The organism is Actinoplanes sp. NPDC051405 (assembly GCF_055586185.1).
The window spans coordinates 18,754-33,162 of record NZ_JBVJIR010000015.1 but is presented as its reverse complement, the minus strand read 5'-3'; the positions used below and the strand labels follow the sequence as shown (position 1 = coordinate 33,162).

Genomic DNA, 14,409 nt, shown 5'->3' with positions numbered 1-14,409 from the left:
TACCCGCGACCGGGATCCACGGTCGGTGACCGAGGATCCACGGCCGGCGAGGTGGGGGCGCGCGCTTCAGCCCAGTCGTGCAGCGACGAACTCGGTCGCGTCGTCCAGGAACTTGTTGTAGTCCAGGTGTGCGGCCAGGCTCGTACCGCCTTGGCAGAAGCGGTCGTTGCGGTTGCAGAAGGACTGCGTTCGGTCCGCGAAGGCGTCCAAACCGCCCGCGCCGCGCGGGAAGACGCCGTTGCGGGTGCCGTTGCCCACGTTGAAGTCCTCCCCCGCGGTGAAGGTCGGGTCGCCGAAGAGCAGAACCGCCGCGACACGATCAGACAGAGCGGCCGGGATCGCCGGCTGGCCGGCGGCACGGCCACGGACCGACCTGCCCGCGAGGGCGTCACCGACCACATTCGCGCCCTGCGAATAGCCCATCAGGACGAACTTGGTGTCCGCGCACGCGGCCGCCGTCTGCTGCACGTTCGCCGCGATGCTCGTGACGCCCTGCCGGACGCTGGCCGTGTAGTTGAAGGAGGCCGGATAGTCGACAGCGGTCGACCGTACGGTCTGCGGCAGCTCGCGGGTGAGTTGCTGGGCGAGCGGCGTCAACAGCACGCCGAGGCCGGGCCGTTCGGTGGTACCCCGAGCGCCGATGACCTCCACGTCGGGACAGGCATTCCGAGGCGCCTGGGCCGCGAACGTCAATGGTGCGACAAGCAGGCCGGCCGCTCCGACAACACCCGTCGCCGCGATGGTGAGAACTGTGCGTAAACGCATTTCGTCATCCCTTTCCGATGGGCCGAGGACTATATGCATTCCATACGCAAAAACCCGGGAGCCCGCCCAACGCTGAGGATTAAGTCACATCCAGTGCAAAAATGATCCGCAGGTCGCGGCCATCCGTAGCAGCTCCATCGCCCTCGCCGGACCGGTCATGGCCACGCCGCGCCGCTCACCCAGAGGTGAACGTGCGTCCATTTACCGGCGGCTAGGCGGATGGGCGCTGCCCGCACCCCGGCACCCTTTGCGGCGAATTCGCCATTCGCACCGGACACACGCATGCCGTTCTGGGAACAGGCACAATGGACAGTAACGCCAGGCGGCGCCCCCCATGGAGCAAGCCGAACCCGCGACGGCCAAGCCCGACGCGAGCCGAGTTCCACGGCGGGGCCGTTCCTGCCGGCCGAGCTCACGCCACTGGGCGAGTTCCCCCCGGCCCGACCGCGCCAACGGCTGGGCCACCCCCGCAGCCGAGCGCACGCCACTGGGCGAGTTACCCAGCCCAGCCGGGCCAACGGCTGGGCCGCTCCGCGCGGCCGAACTCACGCGACCGGGCGACTCACCTCCACCCGGCCGAGTAGCGGAGACCGCCTCAGTCGTCGAAGTCGACGATGACCTTCACCGACGTGGGCGTCGACTGGCAGGTCAGGACGAACCCCGCCGCCACCTCGCCCGGCTCCAGCGCGAAGTTGCGCCGCATCACCACGTCCCCCTCGACCACCCGCGCCCGGCAGGTGCCGCACACCCCGCCCTTGCAGGCGAACGGCAGGTCCGGCCGCGACCGCTGCGCACCCTCGAGAACCGTCTCGCCCTCCGGCACGGTGACCGTGGTCGACCGGCCGTCGAGCACCACAGTGACCTCACTGCTCGGCCCCTCGAGCCGGCGCTCCTCCCGGACCGGCTCGGGCGGGGCCTCGTCCACCCAGAACAACTCCCGGTGCACCCGCGCCGGCTCCACGCCGTACTCGCCGAGCACCTCGGTCGCCGCCGTGACCATGCCGAACGGTCCGCACAGCCACCAGTGGTCCACGGCGCCGACGTCGATCAGCAGCGGCAGCAGTGTGCGCAGCTTCTCCGCGTCGAGCCGGCCGGTCAGCAGGTCCACCTCGCGGGGCTCACGCGACAGCAGGTGAACCAGTTCGAGGCGGGCCGGGTGGGTGTCCTTCAGGTCCGCGAGTTCCTCGGCGAACATGACCGTGTCGGCGCGCCGGTTGCCGTACAGGATGCTGACGTGGGCGTCCGGGTGCTGCAGCAGCGACGCGGCGATCGACAGCACCGGGGTGATGCCGGAGCCGGCGGCGATCAGGACGTGCCGGCCGCCGGTCGTGAGGTCCGGGGTGAAGGAGCCCGTGGGCGGTGCGACCTCGACCTCGTCGCCGGCCCGCAGGCCGTGCACCAGCCAGGACGACACCAGGCCGCCGGGGACCTCGCGCACGCCGATTCGCGGCCGCGCCCCGGCGGGCGCGCAGATCGAATAGGTACGGCGCTCGTCGGCCCCGTTGTCGGCGTGCCGCACCGTCAGCGACTGTCCGGGCCGGAACGCGTACCGGTCGGCCAGTTCGTCGGGCACCTCGAAGGTGACGGCGACCGCGTCGTCGCAGAGCCGTTCGACGGCGGCGACCCGCAGCGGGTGGAACTCGCGGACCACCACGTCAGATCTCCTTCACGTGCTCGAACGGCTCGCGGCAGACCGGGCAGCGGTGCAGGGAACGGCACGCGGTGGCACTGAACGCGGCGATCTCCTCGGTGTTGGGGTTCCCGCACTCGGGACAGGCGATGGCACGACGGCTCGGCGCGAGGGTGAGCGGAATCGGTCCGGCCGCCCGGCGAGGTGCCGCACCGGGTGGCGATATTCCGGCGGCGGCGAGCTTGTCACGCCCGGACGCGGTGATCCAGTCGGTGGTCCAGGCGGGCGAGAGCACCGTCCGCACCTCGACCCGGTCGTAGCCGGCCCGGTGGAGGGCGTCGGTGAGGTCGTCCTGGATGGTCCGCATCGCCGGGCAACCCGAGTACGTCGGTGTGATCGTGACGACGACACCGTCACCGGACTCGTCGACGGCCCGCAGGATTCCGAGGTCGGCCAGGGTGAGCATGGGCAGCTCCGGATCGGCCACCCGGGCAGCCACGGCAGCCGCGGTCACCACACACCCCCGGGCAGGGACCGCGCCACACTCTGCAACTCGGCCAGGATCTCGGTCAACGCGGCAGTGTGCACGCCGTCCCGCCCAGCGCCACCTCCGCCGTGCCCCTGGACCACAGCAGTCGGAGTTCGGAGCGTCGCTGCCGTCAGAACCTGAGCCCACACCGCGTCGAACTCCGCCCGCGTCGTGGACGGGTCCACCGCCACCGCCGCCCGGGCCAGGCGCAGCTCGACCTGGTCCGGCACGAACAGCTCGCCGACCAGCGGCGTCACCGCGTCGATCGCGGCCTGCATCCGCTCGTGGGAGATCTCCGTGCCGTCGCCGAGGCGGACCACCCACTGCGCCGCGTAGTCGCGGTGGTAGGTCACTTCCTTGACGCCCTTCGCGCCGATCGCCGCGAGCACCGGGTCGGCCGAGGCGGTCAGCCTGTCCAGCAGCGCGAGCCGCCACGTGGATAACACCAGCAGCCGGGCCACGAGGTGCGCGAAGTCGGCGTCCGCCCGTTCGACGAGCCGTACGTTGCGGAAGTCGGCAGCGTCGCGCAGATAGGCCAGCGCGTCCTCGTCGCGTCCGGCGTCCTCCACCTCGGCGGCCCGGGTCAGCAGCAGCCGGGCCTGGCCGAGCAGGTCCAGGGCGATGTTGGCCAGGGCCAGCTCGTCCTCCAGCTCCGGCGCGCGGGTCACCCACTGCTGCAGCCGGTGCGACATGATCAGCGCGTCGTCACCCAGCGCCAGGCAGTACGCGCTCAGATCGCCCCGGTCGACGTCCTGCGGAACGGCGGTGTCCACACCGGCGAGGGGGTCGGCGAAGCCGGTGCCGTACGCCCACCGCGCATCGTCGTCGTGATCGGTGAGCGCCTCATAGGCGGCGTCGAAGGACATGGCATCGCCTCAGATGTGCGGTACGGAGTCGGGAATCGAGTAGTACGTCGGGTGCCGGTACACCTTGTCGCCGCTCGGTGAGAAGAAAGCGTCCTTCTCGTCCGGGCTGGAAGCGGCCACGTCGTCCGAACGCACCACCCAGATGCTCACGCCCTCGTTGCGCCGCGTGTACAGGTCACGGGCGTGGTGCAGCGCCATCTGGTGGTCGGCGGCCCGCAGCGAGCCGACGTGCACGTGGTTGAGGCCGCGCTTGGCCCGCACGAACACCTCGAACAGCGGCCACTCGTGCTTGATCTCCTCGGTCATGCCGCTACCTCCTGACGACGCCGGGCGTGCGCGGCAGCCGCCTCGCGGACCCAGGCGCCTTCCTCGTCGGCGCGGCGCCTGTTCTCGATGCGCAGGGCGTTGCAGGGCCCGTCGCCGGAGATGACCCGCTTGAGCTCGGACCAGTCGATCGGCCCGAAGTCCCAGTGCCCGCGCTCCTCGTTCCAGCGCAGGTCGGGGTCGGGAAGGGTGACGCCGAGGGCCTCGGCCTGCGGCACGCTCATGTCGACGAAGCGCTGCCGCAGCTCGTCGTTGCTGTGCCGTTTGATCTTCCAGGCCATGGACTGGGCCGAGTTCGGCGACTGGTCGTCGGGCGGGCCGAACATCATCAGCGACGGCCACCACCAGCGGTTGACGGCGTCCTGCACCATCTCCCGCTGCGCCGGGGTGCCGCGCATCATCGTCATCAGCAGTTCGTAACCCTGCCGCTGGTGGAAGGACTCCTCCTTGCAGATGCGGATCATCGCCCGCCCGTACGGGCCGTACGAGCTGCGGCACAGCGGCACCTGGTTGCAGATCGCGGCCCCGTCGACGAGCCAGCCGATGACGCCGACGTCCGCGAACGACAGCGTCGGGTAGTTGAAGATCGACGAGTACTTCTGCCGGCCCTCGATGAGCCGCCGGGTCAGGTCCCCACGGTCGGCGCCCAGGGTTTCGGCCGCCGAGTACAGGTACAGCCCGTGCCCGGCCTCGTCCTGCACCTTGGCCAGCAGGATCGCCTTGCGGCGCAGCGAGGGCGCGCGGGTGATCCACTCGCCCTCCGGCTGCATCCCGATGATCTCGGAGTGCGCGTGCTGGGCGATCTGCCGGATCATCGTCTTGCGGTAGCCGTCCGGCATCCAGTCGCGCGGCTCGATGCGCTGGTCCTTGGCGATGGTCTCGGTGAAGGTCTTCTCGTTGGTCTCCGTGACCGTGTCCGTCATCGGGTCTCCTCCCAGGTGTGGAAGCCCTGTCCGGTCTTGCGACCGAGCTCGCCGCTGGCCACCTTGTCGCGCAGCAGCCGCGGTGGTGCGAACCTTTCGCCGAGCTCGCGGTGCAGGTGCTCCGCGATGGCGAGCCGGACGTCGAGGCCGACGAGGTCGGTGGAGCGCAGCGGCCCCATCGGGTGCCGGTAGCCGAGCTCCATGGCGCGGTCGATCGACGCGGCGTCCGCGACGCCTTCCTCCAGCATCCGGATGGCCTCCAGGCCGAGCAGCACGCCGAGGCGGCTGGTGGCGAAGCCCGGAGAGTCGCGGACCACGATCGGGGTCTTGCCCAGCCCGGCCGCCCAGAACTGGGCGGCGTCGCGGACGGTGTGGGCCGTCTGCGGGCCGACGACGATCTCGACGAGGTCGCTGGCCGGCACCGGGTTGAAGAAGTGCATGCCGACGAAGCGCTCGGGCCGGTGCAGGCCCTCGGCGATCCCGGCGATGGAGAGGGAGCTCGTGTTGCTGGCGAGCACGGTGTGCTCCGCGACGGCCTTCTCGGCGGCGGCGAGGACACCGATCTTCATGCGGGCGTCCTCGGGCACGGCCTCGACGACGAGCTCGGCGGCCGCCGGCAGCGCGGCGATGTCGTCGGTGACGGTGATCCGGTCGAGGACGGCTGCGGGGTCCTCGGCGAGCTTGCCGCGCTCGGCGGCCCGGCGTAGCGCGGCTCCGAGACGCTCCCGGGTGGACGCGCCCGCGGTGGGATCGGCCTCGACGACGGTCACCGAGGCACCGGCGGCCGCGAAGACCTGCCCGATCCCGGCGCCCATCCTGCCCCCGCCGATCACTCCGACGGCCTTGGGCACACCCGAGCCCACCGGCGGCGGCGTGGCGGCGGTCATCGGCGTTCTCCCGACAGGAAAGCGTCCATCCGGGTGCGCTTGTCCTCCGATTCGAAGAGGATCGCCTGGGCCAGGTCGTCGGCGACCGGATGGCCGCCCGGGGAGTCGGTGACCAGTTTGGTCAGCCGCAGGGCGAGCGACCCCGACCTGGCCATCCTGTCGAGCAGCGCATGGCCGCGCTTCAGCAGTTCCTCGGCCGGCACGATCTCGGCCACCAGGCCCAGCCGGTAGGCGTCCTCGGCGTCGAGCCGCCGGCCGGCCAGCAGCACCTGCTTCGCCACCGAGGCGCCGACCAGCTCGCGCAGCCGCCAGCACGCCCCGGCAGCGGCGAGGATGCCCAGGCCCGGCTCGGGGTTGCCGAAGGTCGCCGTCGGGGTGGCCAGGCGGACATCGCAGGCGTAGGCCAGCTCGGCGCCGCCGCCGAGCGCCCAGCCGTCGACCGCCGCCACCGTGGGCAGCGGCAGCCGGGCGATCCGGTCGAACAAGCGGCTGTTGATGCCCCGCAGGGCCTGCTCGCGGCCGCGATCGCGCAGCTCCGCGATGTCGGCGCCGGCGGCGAACGTGCCGCCGTCGCCGGTGAGCAGCAGCAGCCTCGGCCGTTCCTCGAGACCTGCGCACACCTCGTGCAGCTGACCGACCATGGCCGCGTTGATCGCGTTGCGGGCCTGCGGCCGGTGCAGCGTCACGACCACGCGGTCGTCCGACTCCTCGACCTTGATGGTGGTGGGAGGCGAGACGGCCGTGGCTTCTGCCATCAGACGCGCTCCACCAGCATGGCGACGCCCTGACCGACGCCGACGCACAGGGTGGCCAGGCCACGGCGGGCGTCCTCGCGTTCCATGCGGCCGAGCAGGGTGACGGTGAGCCGGGCGCCGGAGCAGCCCAGCGGGTGACCGAGGGCGATGGCGCCACCGTCGGCGTTGACCCGCTCCTCGTCGAGCTTGAGCCGGCGCAGCACCGCCAGCGACTGCACGGCGAACGCCTCGTTGAGCTCCACCGCGTCGACGTCGCCGACGCCCCAGCCGGCCCGGGCCAGAGCCTTCTCGGTCGCGGGCACCGGGCCGAGACCCATGATCTGCGGCGGGACGCCCGCGCTCGCCGAGGTGACGATGCGGGCGCGCGGGGTCAGGCCGTACCGCTGCACGGCCTCGGCGCTGGCCACCACCACGGCGGCGGCGCCGTCCGAGAGCGGCGACGACGAGCCGGCGGTCACCACGCCACCCGCGCGGAACACGGGTCGCAGGGCGCCGAGGCGTTCGAGGCTGCTGCCGCGGCGCGGGATCTCGTCGACGGTCAGCTCGCCGTCCTTGAGCGGCACCGGGGTGATCTCGGCGGAGAAGCGGCCCGCGTCGATCGCGGCGATGGCGCGCTCGTGGCTGCGCAGCGCGAAGGCGTCGCTGTCGGCGCGGCTGATGCCGTCGAGGGCTGCGACCTCCTCCGCCGTCTCCCCCATCGCCAGGGTGACCCGGCGGTCCTCGGGGCCGGTGCCGGCGTCCTTGTCGTGCGCGGCGAAGCGGGGGTTGGTGAAACGCCAGCCCAGTGAGGAGTCCACGATCTCGCCCGGGCGGGCCCACGGAGTGCCCGGCTTGGCCATCACCCAGGGCGCCCGGGTCATCGACTCGACACCGCCGGCCACGATCAGGTCGGCCTCGCCGCTGCGGACCGCCTGGGCCGCCGAGATGATCGCGGTGAGCCCGCTGGCGCAGAGCCGGTTGACCGTGTAGCCGGGGACCGTGTCGGGCAGGCCGGCGAGCAGCGCCGCCATCCGGGCGACATTGCGGTTGTCCTCACCGGCCTGGTTGGCCGCACCGAGGATGACCTCGTCGATCGCTTCCGCGGGCACCCCGCCGCGGCTGACCGCCTCCCGGACGACCAGAGCGGCGAGGTCGTCGGGACGTACGCCGGAGAGGGCACCGCCGTACTTGCCCTGCGGGGTGCGGACTCCACCGACCAGGAAGGCCTCAGACATTGCTCTCCTCGGTGACGTGGTGACGTGACTGCAGCGTGAAGAACCGGCCGGTGACGAAGTGGGCGTCGGTCAGCGAGGCGGTGGCGGCGGGGTTGGCCGCCGTGCCGTGCAGGTCGCTGAACGCGGCGGTCTGGTTGACGAAGACACCACCAGTGAGGTTTTCCGAGAGGTGCACACCGGCGTCCAGCGCGGCCTCGCGAGCCGCCGCCAGCACTTCGGGCGAGGTCGAATAGACCGAGGCGGTGAGTGCGCCGTGGTGCTGAACCGTCTCGGTGAACAGCGCGAGGCTGTGGGCGGTCGACTCGGTGGCGATGACGAACGACACCGGCCCGAACCACTCGCGGGTGTAGGCCTTCTCGTCGGCCGCGTCGAGCCGCAGCACCACAGGCGTGCGGATGGTCGCGTCCGGATACTGCTCGTCGGCCACGGCCGTGGACGGGTGGATGACGCTCGGGGCGTTGCCGGCTTCGGTGAGCCGGGCCAGCACGCCGTCGTTGACGATGGCGCCCAGCGTGCCCGCGGCGCGTTTGGGGTCGCCGAGCAACTTGTCGAGGGCGGCGGACAGATCGCCGCCGAACTCCTCCACGCTGCGGTGGCCCGCGTCGGTCTCGATGCCGGACGACGGGACCAGGAGATTCTGCGGGGTGGTGCACATCTGACCGCTGTAGAGCGACAGCGAGAACGCCAGGTTGCGCAGCAGGCCCTTGTAGTCGTCGGTGGAGTCGACGATGACCGTGTTGAGGCCGGCCTTCTCCGTGTAGACCACCGCCTGGCGGGCGTTGGCCTCCAGCCAGTTGCCGAACTCGCTGGAACCGGTGAAATCGACGATCCGCACGTCGGGGTGGGTGGCCAGGGTGGCGGCGATGCCGTCGCCGCGCTCCTCGACCGCCAGGGTCACCAGGTTGGGGTCCTGCCCGGCCTCGGCGAGCACCTCGCGGGCGATCTGCACGGTGATGGCCAGCGGCAGCACAGCGCCGGGGTGCGGCTTCACAATCACCGGATTGCCGGTGACCAGGCTGGCGAACAGGCCGGGGTAGCCGTTCCAGGTGGGGAAGGTGTTGCAGCCGATCAGCAGAGAGACGCCGCGGCCGACCACCGTGCTGGTCTTGGCCATGCGCAGCGGATCGCCACCGCGCTGCGGCTTGGCCCAGGACGTGGTCACCGGGATGCGCGTCGACTCGGCGAGCGCGACGGCGACGGCCTCGAGCCCGCGATCCTGGGCGTGCGCCCCGCCGGCCTGGAACGCCATGACGAACGCCTGGCCCGTGGTGTGCTGCACGGCGTGGGCGATCTCGAAGATGCGGGCGTTGATCCGGTGCAGGATCTCGGCGGCCACGCCGGCCCGGCCCTGCGGCCCGGCGGCGCGCCAGCCGGGGGTCGCAGCGCGCGCGGCGGCGATCAGCGCGGCGGGGTCGCCCTTCGGGTAGCGGATGTCCAGGGCGATCCCGTACGGCGAGCGCTCGGTCGCCACGGTGCCGCTCGCACCGGGCACCTCGATCGGGAACTCCGCGCCGAGCAGGGCCCGGAACGCGCGTTCACCGGCCGGCGCGGCGTCCTCGCCGTAGACCGACTTGCTCGGCGACTCGGGATACGCAGACCAGTAGTCGCGCGTGGCGGCCGCCTCGATCGCCTTGTCGAGCAGCTGGCGGTGCTTCTCGTAGAACTCGGCGGGGGTTGTCATCGGCGCTCCTGTGCGGTTGGCTGTATCCATATTTACCGTCCGTTCGGTCGGTAATCAAGACCGGGCCGGAAACGGAGGGAACATGGCACGCGGAGAAGGGGCACCGGCGGACGGGCCGCAGCCGGACGGAGCGCGCACGGCAGCGCACGACATGTTCGACCGCGACAAGGCCTCCCAGGCCCTGGGCATCGAGTTGATCTCCGCCGGTGGGGGCAGCGCGGTGGCGCGGATGACGGTTACCGCCGGGATGGTCAACGGTCATGGCATGACCCACGGGGGCTACCTGTTCCTGCTGGCCGACACGGCCTTCGCCCTGGCCTGCAACGCGGCCGGTCCGGTGACCGTCGCGGCCGGCGCCGACATCACGTTCCTGCGGCCGACCGCGGAGGGCGACGAGCTCGAGGCCCGCGCCGTGGAGCGCGCGTCCAGCGGCCGCAGCGGGGTCTACGACGTCACGGTCACGCGCGGCGGCGATGTGATCGCCGAGTTCCGCGGCCGCAGCCGCGTGATCAGCCCGGGCCGGCCCGCATGACGGACCGGCCCGACGATCTGGCCCGCGCCGAACGCGTCGTCGACTACCTCGAGGAACGCAACCGGCCCAAGCGCGGGCGGCCCGGCCACGACCTCGGGGCGGTGCTGGCGGCGGCCGTCCGGCTGTTCAACGAGCGCGGGTACGAGGCCACCAGCATGGACGACGTGGCCAAGCGGCTGGGCATCACCAAGTCCAGCCTCTACCACCACGTCACCGGCAAGCAGGAGTTGCTGCGGATCGCCGTCGACCAGGCCCTGGACGGTCTGCACGAGGCGATGGACGAGGTGGAGGGGCTGGACGCGCCCGCCCTCGACCGGCTGGAGTCCCTCATCCGGCGCAGCGTCCTCGTCCTCGCGGAGCGACTGGAATACGTGACGTTGCTGCTGCGCGTACGCGGGAACACGGCTGTGGAGCAGCAGGCCCTGCTGCGCCGCCGGATCTTCGATGCCAAGGTGACCGAGCTGGTCAAGCAGGCCCAGGCCGAGGGGGCCATCCGACCGGACGTGGACGCCGCCACCGCCGCCCGGCTGCTCTTCGGCATGGTCAATTCATTGATCGAGTGGTACAGCCCGCGCCGCGGCGGCGCGGCGGAGCTGGCCGGGACCGTCACCACCATCGCCTTCGACGGCCTGCGCACGAGGCGATGAGGTTCACAGAGGAGACGACATGCAGGACCGTACCCCCCGCCCCGAGGATCTCGATCCGATCGAGCGAGCGTCCGTCGACGAGCTGCGGGCGCTGCAGCTCCGGCGCCTGCGGTGGTCACTGCGCCACGCGTACGACAATGTGCCGCAGTACCGCAAGATGTTCGACGAGATCCAGGTCCACCCCGACGACCTGCGCGAGCCGGCGGACCTGGCGAAGTTCCCGTTCACCGACAAGGCGGTGCTGCGCGCGAACTACCCGTTCGACATGTTCGCCGTTCCGCGCGAGCAGATCTCCCGGCTGCACGCCTCGTCGGGCACGACCGGGCGGCCCACCGTGGTCGGCTACACCCGGCAGGACATCCGCACCTGGGCCGAGCTGATGGCCCGGTCGATCCGGGCCTCCGGCGGCCGCCGCGGCGACCGGGTCCACGTCGCCTACGGGTACGGCCTGTTCACCGGCGGGCTGGGGGCACACTACGGCGCCGAGGAGCTGGGCTGCACGGTCATCCCGATGTCCGGCGGCATGACCGAGCGCCAGGTGATGCTGATCAACGATTTCAAGCCGGACGTCATCATGGTCACGCCGAGCTACATGCTGGCCATCGTGGACGAGATGCACCGGCAGGGCATCGACCCGCGGAGCACGTCGCTGGCCGTCGGCATTTTCGGCGCCGAGCCGTGGACGCAGGACCTGCGGCGCGAGATCGAGGAGCAGCTCGACATCCACGCGCTGGACATCTATGGCCTGTCCGAGGTGATGGGCCCCGGCGTGGCGACCGAATGCATCGAGACCAAGGACGGCCTGCACGTCTGGGAGGACCACTTCTATCCCGAGATCATCGACCCGCAGACCGGCGAGGTGCTGCCGGACGGCGAGCGGGGCGAGCTGGTCTTCACCTCGCTGAGCAAGGAGGCGATGCCGGTCGTGCGCTACCGCACCCGTGACCTCACCCGGCTGCTGCCGGGCACGGCCCGGCCGATGCGCCGCATCGAGAAGATCACCGGCCGTACGGACGACATGATCATCCTGCGCGGGGTGAACCTCTTCCCGACCCAGATCGAGGAGCTGATCCTGCGGACGCCCGAGCTGGCACCGCACTTCCAGTGCCTGCTCAGCCGGGAAGGGCGCCTCGACACGATGACGGTGAAGGTCGAGAGCCGACCCGGTGTCGAGCCGACTGCGGCCGAGCTCGCAGGCCGGCAGCTGGCCACCATGGTCAAGAACACGATCGGCGTGAGCGTGGCGGTGGCCGTGATCGAGCCGGACGGCGTGGAGCGCTCGGCGGGCAAGATGCGCCGCATCGTCGATCAGCGGCCCAGGGACTGATCCTCCGGTCGGGGCGGCGGCCCGGTGCTGCCCCGGACCACCAAGCGCGGGTTGAGGACGACCTCGAGCCGCTGCTTGCGGCCCTCGTCGAGGCGCTGGACCGCGGCGAGCACCGCGTGGCGAGCCTGGGCGGCGGCGTCCTGGTTGACCGTGGTCAGGTCGATGTGGACGAGATGGGCGAGCGTGCTGTCGTCGTACCCCACGATTGAGACGTGCCCGGGCACCTCGATGCCGGCGCGGACGAACGCATCCATGACCCCGACGGCGCAGCGGTCGTTGGAGGCCATGACGGCCGTCGGCCGGTCGGGGCTCGCGGCGAGCAGCCGCCCGGCGCGGATGCCGCCCTCCTCGGTGTGGTCGCCCGCGATGATGCGGATCTCGTCGGCGAGCCCGGCCCGGCGCATGCCGTCGCGGTAGCCGCGCCGGCGCGCGGCCGCGACGACACCGCGACCGCCGTCGACGAAGGCGATGCGGCGGTGACCGAGACCGGTCAGGTGGGCGAGGGCCTCGGCGACCCCGACGTGGTCGGCCGGGCGCACCACGTCGACGTCGCCGGTGGCGACGCGCCGGCCGATCGCGACCACCGGGACCTGGGCGGCGAGGGAGGCGAGCCGCTGATCCGCGGCGTCCGGACCGATCAGGAGTACGGCCTCACAGCGGAAGTCGAGCAGCGTCTCGATCGCCCGATCCTCATCACGGTGCCGGGTCAGCGTGGAGAGCACCACCTCGTAGCCGATCTGGTCCGCCTCGGCCTGGATCTCCTCGACCAGCTCGGCATGGAACGGGCTGCGGATGTCGAGCATCACACCGAGCAGATGCCGCCGCCGGCGGGCCAGCATGCTCGCCGTGCGATCCGCGCGATAGCCCAGCTCAGCGGCCGCTTCGAGAACCCGCCGACGGGTCTCGGCGCTGGGGCCCGGGGCACCGCGCAGCACCAGCGAGACCGACGCCGTGGAGACGCCGACCCGCGCGGCCACGTCGTCGAGCCGGGGACGTTGATCCACTCCTGAAACCTCCGGAAGCACCCTTGACACACAACGAGATCGACTTGGATAGTACTCGCAGTTAAAGCGCTTTAAAGGCCCGCACCCGCACTCCGCTTCCTCAACACTCCGCTCCCCTCAGCCGGAGGTCCCATGACCCACTCGTCCCCCGGCGTCGCTGTCATCGGCGCCGGCATGGTCGGCCGTGCCCACGCGAACGCCTACCGCAACGCCGCCACCGTCTTCGCTCCCGGCCGGCCCGCGCCGCGCCTGGTCGCCATCGCGGACACCCACGAGCCGTTCGCCGCCGACGCCGCCACGCGCTACGGCTTCGCCCGCACCGAGACCGACTGGCGGGCCGTGATCGACGCGCCCGACGTCGACGCGGTCACCGTGGCGGTCGCCAGCAACCTGCACCGCGAGATCGTCGAGGCCGCGCTGGCCGCCGGCAAACACGTCCTCTGCGAGAAGCCGCTCGCCCCGAGCCTCGACGACGCGCAGGCCATGGTCGACGCCGCCGCGGCCTCGGACCGGGTGGCGGCGGTCGGTTTCACCTTCCGCCGCTCCCCCGCGATCAACGCCATCCTCGAGCAGGTCCGCAACGGCGGCCTGGGCCGGGTGCGGCACCTCGTCGGCACCTACTTCACCGACTACGGCTTCGACCCGCAACGGCCCATGAGCTGGCGATACCTCGGTGGTCCGGGTTCCGGGGTGCTGGCCGACATCGGCAGCCACCTCGTCGACCTGGCCGAGTTCTTCTGCGGCGCGACCACCGGCGTGCAGGGCACCTCGATGAGCACGCTCATTCCGTCGCGCCCCAAGCCGCTCGGCGTCACCGTCGGGCATGCCGGTGGCGTCGAGCTCAGTGATGAGCACGTCCCGGTGGAGAACGAGGACATCTGCACCTTCACCACCACGTACGCCGGCGGCACGCTCGGCACGTTCGCACTGTCCCGGGTGGCGTTCGGCCACGCCAACACGCTGCGCCTGGAGCTGTTCTGCGAGAACGGCACGGCGTCGTTCGACCTGACCCGCCCGGGCGAGTTCAGCATCATCGACGGCACGCCCGGGCAGAGCGTGAACGGCGCCCGCCAGGTGTTCATCGGGCCGTGGCATCCGTACGTCGCCCGCGGACTACCCATGGACTTTCCCACGGTCGGCCACGGCCAGAACGACTTCTTCGTGTTCCAGGCCCGCGCGTTCCTCGACCAGATCGCCGGCATCGATGAGCTCCCACCGTGCCCGGACCTGGCCCACGGCCTGCACAACCTGCGCGTGCTCGACGCGGTCGTCTCCGCCACCGACAAGCCCGTCCTGCTCTGACCCCCATACGCCCGTCCGGAAGG

15 protein-coding genes are annotated in these 14,409 nt (G+C 71.6%); 4 read left to right on the top strand and 11 right to left on the bottom strand.

The genetic code is table 11. From position 1 onward, the window contains the following. Positions 1 to 66: 66 nt before the first annotated feature. The 10 genes from ACZ6S4_RS29320 to paaN all read right to left on the bottom strand — a co-directional run bounded on the left by ACZ6S4_RS29320 (position 67) and on the right by paaN (position 9,574). Complete coding sequence (locus ACZ6S4_RS29320) at positions 67 to 765, bottom strand: cutinase family protein (protein ID WP_465477998.1); 699 nt, start codon at positions 763 to 765, stop codon at positions 67 to 69. A 595-nt stretch (positions 766 to 1,360) separates the two neighbouring features. Beyond that, entirely contained in the window at positions 1,361 to 2,419 is a 1,059-nt protein-coding gene (paaE, locus tag ACZ6S4_RS29315) for a 1,2-phenylacetyl-CoA epoxidase subunit PaaE (RefSeq protein WP_465477997.1), read from the bottom strand. Between the two features lies 1 nt (position 2,420). After that, positions 2,421 to 2,912: a 1,2-phenylacetyl-CoA epoxidase subunit PaaD gene (paaD, locus tag ACZ6S4_RS29310; RefSeq protein WP_465477996.1), complete on the bottom strand. Its 492-nt coding sequence runs from the start codon at positions 2,910 to 2,912 to the stop codon at positions 2,421 to 2,423. Further along, positions 2,906 to 3,790 (bottom strand): 1,2-phenylacetyl-CoA epoxidase subunit PaaC, encoded by an 885-nt coding sequence (paaC, locus tag ACZ6S4_RS29305; protein WP_465477995.1) that lies wholly within the window; start codon positions 3,788 to 3,790, stop codon positions 2,906 to 2,908. Before paaC ends, paaD begins: the two co-directional genes overlap by 7 nt. A gap of 9 nt (positions 3,791 to 3,799) precedes the next feature. Continuing rightward, positions 3,800 to 4,096 (bottom strand): 1,2-phenylacetyl-CoA epoxidase subunit PaaB, encoded by a 297-nt coding sequence (paaB, locus tag ACZ6S4_RS29300; RefSeq protein WP_360554573.1) that lies wholly within the window; start codon positions 4,094 to 4,096, stop codon positions 3,800 to 3,802. Beyond that, positions 4,093 to 5,037 carry a 1,2-phenylacetyl-CoA epoxidase subunit PaaA gene (gene paaA / locus ACZ6S4_RS29295; protein WP_465477994.1) on the bottom strand — a complete coding sequence of 315 codons (945 nt, stop codon included), beginning with the start codon at positions 5,035 to 5,037 and terminating at the stop codon, positions 4,093 to 4,095. The genes paaB and paaA overlap by 4 nt, the downstream gene beginning before the upstream one ends. Further along, positions 5,034 to 5,924 carry a 3-hydroxyacyl-CoA dehydrogenase family protein gene (locus ACZ6S4_RS29290; protein ID WP_465477993.1) on the bottom strand — a complete coding sequence of 297 codons (891 nt, stop codon included), beginning with the start codon at positions 5,922 to 5,924 and terminating at the stop codon, positions 5,034 to 5,036. Before ACZ6S4_RS29290 ends, paaA begins: the two co-directional genes overlap by 4 nt. Continuing rightward, positions 5,921 to 6,679, bottom strand: a complete 759-nt coding sequence (locus tag ACZ6S4_RS29285; protein ID WP_465477992.1) for an enoyl-CoA hydratase/isomerase family protein — start codon at positions 6,677 to 6,679, stop codon at positions 5,921 to 5,923. Before ACZ6S4_RS29285 ends, ACZ6S4_RS29290 begins: the two co-directional genes overlap by 4 nt. Beyond that, the gene (locus ACZ6S4_RS29280) at positions 6,679 to 7,893 is read right to left on the bottom strand and encodes a thiolase family protein (RefSeq protein ID WP_465477991.1); all 1,215 of its coding nucleotides are present in this window, start codon (positions 7,891 to 7,893) and stop codon (positions 6,679 to 6,681) included. The genes ACZ6S4_RS29285 and ACZ6S4_RS29280 overlap by 1 nt, the downstream gene beginning before the upstream one ends. Next, positions 7,886 to 9,574 (bottom strand): phenylacetic acid degradation protein PaaN, encoded by a 1,689-nt coding sequence (gene paaN / locus ACZ6S4_RS29275; RefSeq protein WP_465477990.1) that lies wholly within the window; start codon positions 9,572 to 9,574, stop codon positions 7,886 to 7,888. Before paaN ends, ACZ6S4_RS29280 begins: the two co-directional genes overlap by 8 nt. An 82-nt stretch (positions 9,575 to 9,656) precedes the next feature. On the opposite strand from paaN, the gene paaI reads away from it, so the two are divergent. The 3 genes from paaI to paaK are packed head-to-tail and all read left to right on the top strand — an operon-like array spanning position 9,657 to position 12,080. Continuing rightward, positions 9,657 to 10,106, top strand: coding sequence for a hydroxyphenylacetyl-CoA thioesterase PaaI (gene paaI / locus ACZ6S4_RS29270; protein ID WP_465477989.1), 450 nt, complete (start codon positions 9,657 to 9,659; stop codon positions 10,104 to 10,106). Next, on the top strand, positions 10,103 to 10,753 hold the full coding sequence (locus tag ACZ6S4_RS29265) for a TetR/AcrR family transcriptional regulator (RefSeq protein ID WP_465477988.1): 651 nt from the start codon (positions 10,103 to 10,105) through the stop codon (positions 10,751 to 10,753). The genes paaI and ACZ6S4_RS29265 overlap by 4 nt, the downstream gene beginning before the upstream one ends. Positions 10,754 to 10,772: 19 nt before the next feature. Beyond that, on the top strand, positions 10,773 to 12,080 hold the full coding sequence (gene paaK / locus ACZ6S4_RS29260) for a phenylacetate--CoA ligase PaaK (RefSeq protein ID WP_465477987.1): 1,308 nt from the start codon (positions 10,773 to 10,775) through the stop codon (positions 12,078 to 12,080). Here the strand turns inward: paaK and ACZ6S4_RS29255 are convergent. Then, the gene (locus tag ACZ6S4_RS29255) at positions 12,062 to 13,084 is read right to left on the bottom strand and encodes a LacI family DNA-binding transcriptional regulator (RefSeq protein ID WP_465477986.1); all 1,023 of its coding nucleotides are present in this window, start codon (positions 13,082 to 13,084) and stop codon (positions 12,062 to 12,064) included. The two genes, paaK and ACZ6S4_RS29255, sit on opposite strands and share 19 nt — an antisense overlap. 132 nt (positions 13,085 to 13,216) lie before the next feature. Between ACZ6S4_RS29255 and ACZ6S4_RS29250 the strand changes: the two genes are divergently transcribed. Then, positions 13,217 to 14,386, top strand: a complete 1,170-nt coding sequence (locus tag ACZ6S4_RS29250) for a Gfo/Idh/MocA family protein (RefSeq protein ID WP_465477985.1) — start codon at positions 13,217 to 13,219, stop codon at positions 14,384 to 14,386. Positions 14,387 to 14,409 lie beyond the last annotated feature (23 nt).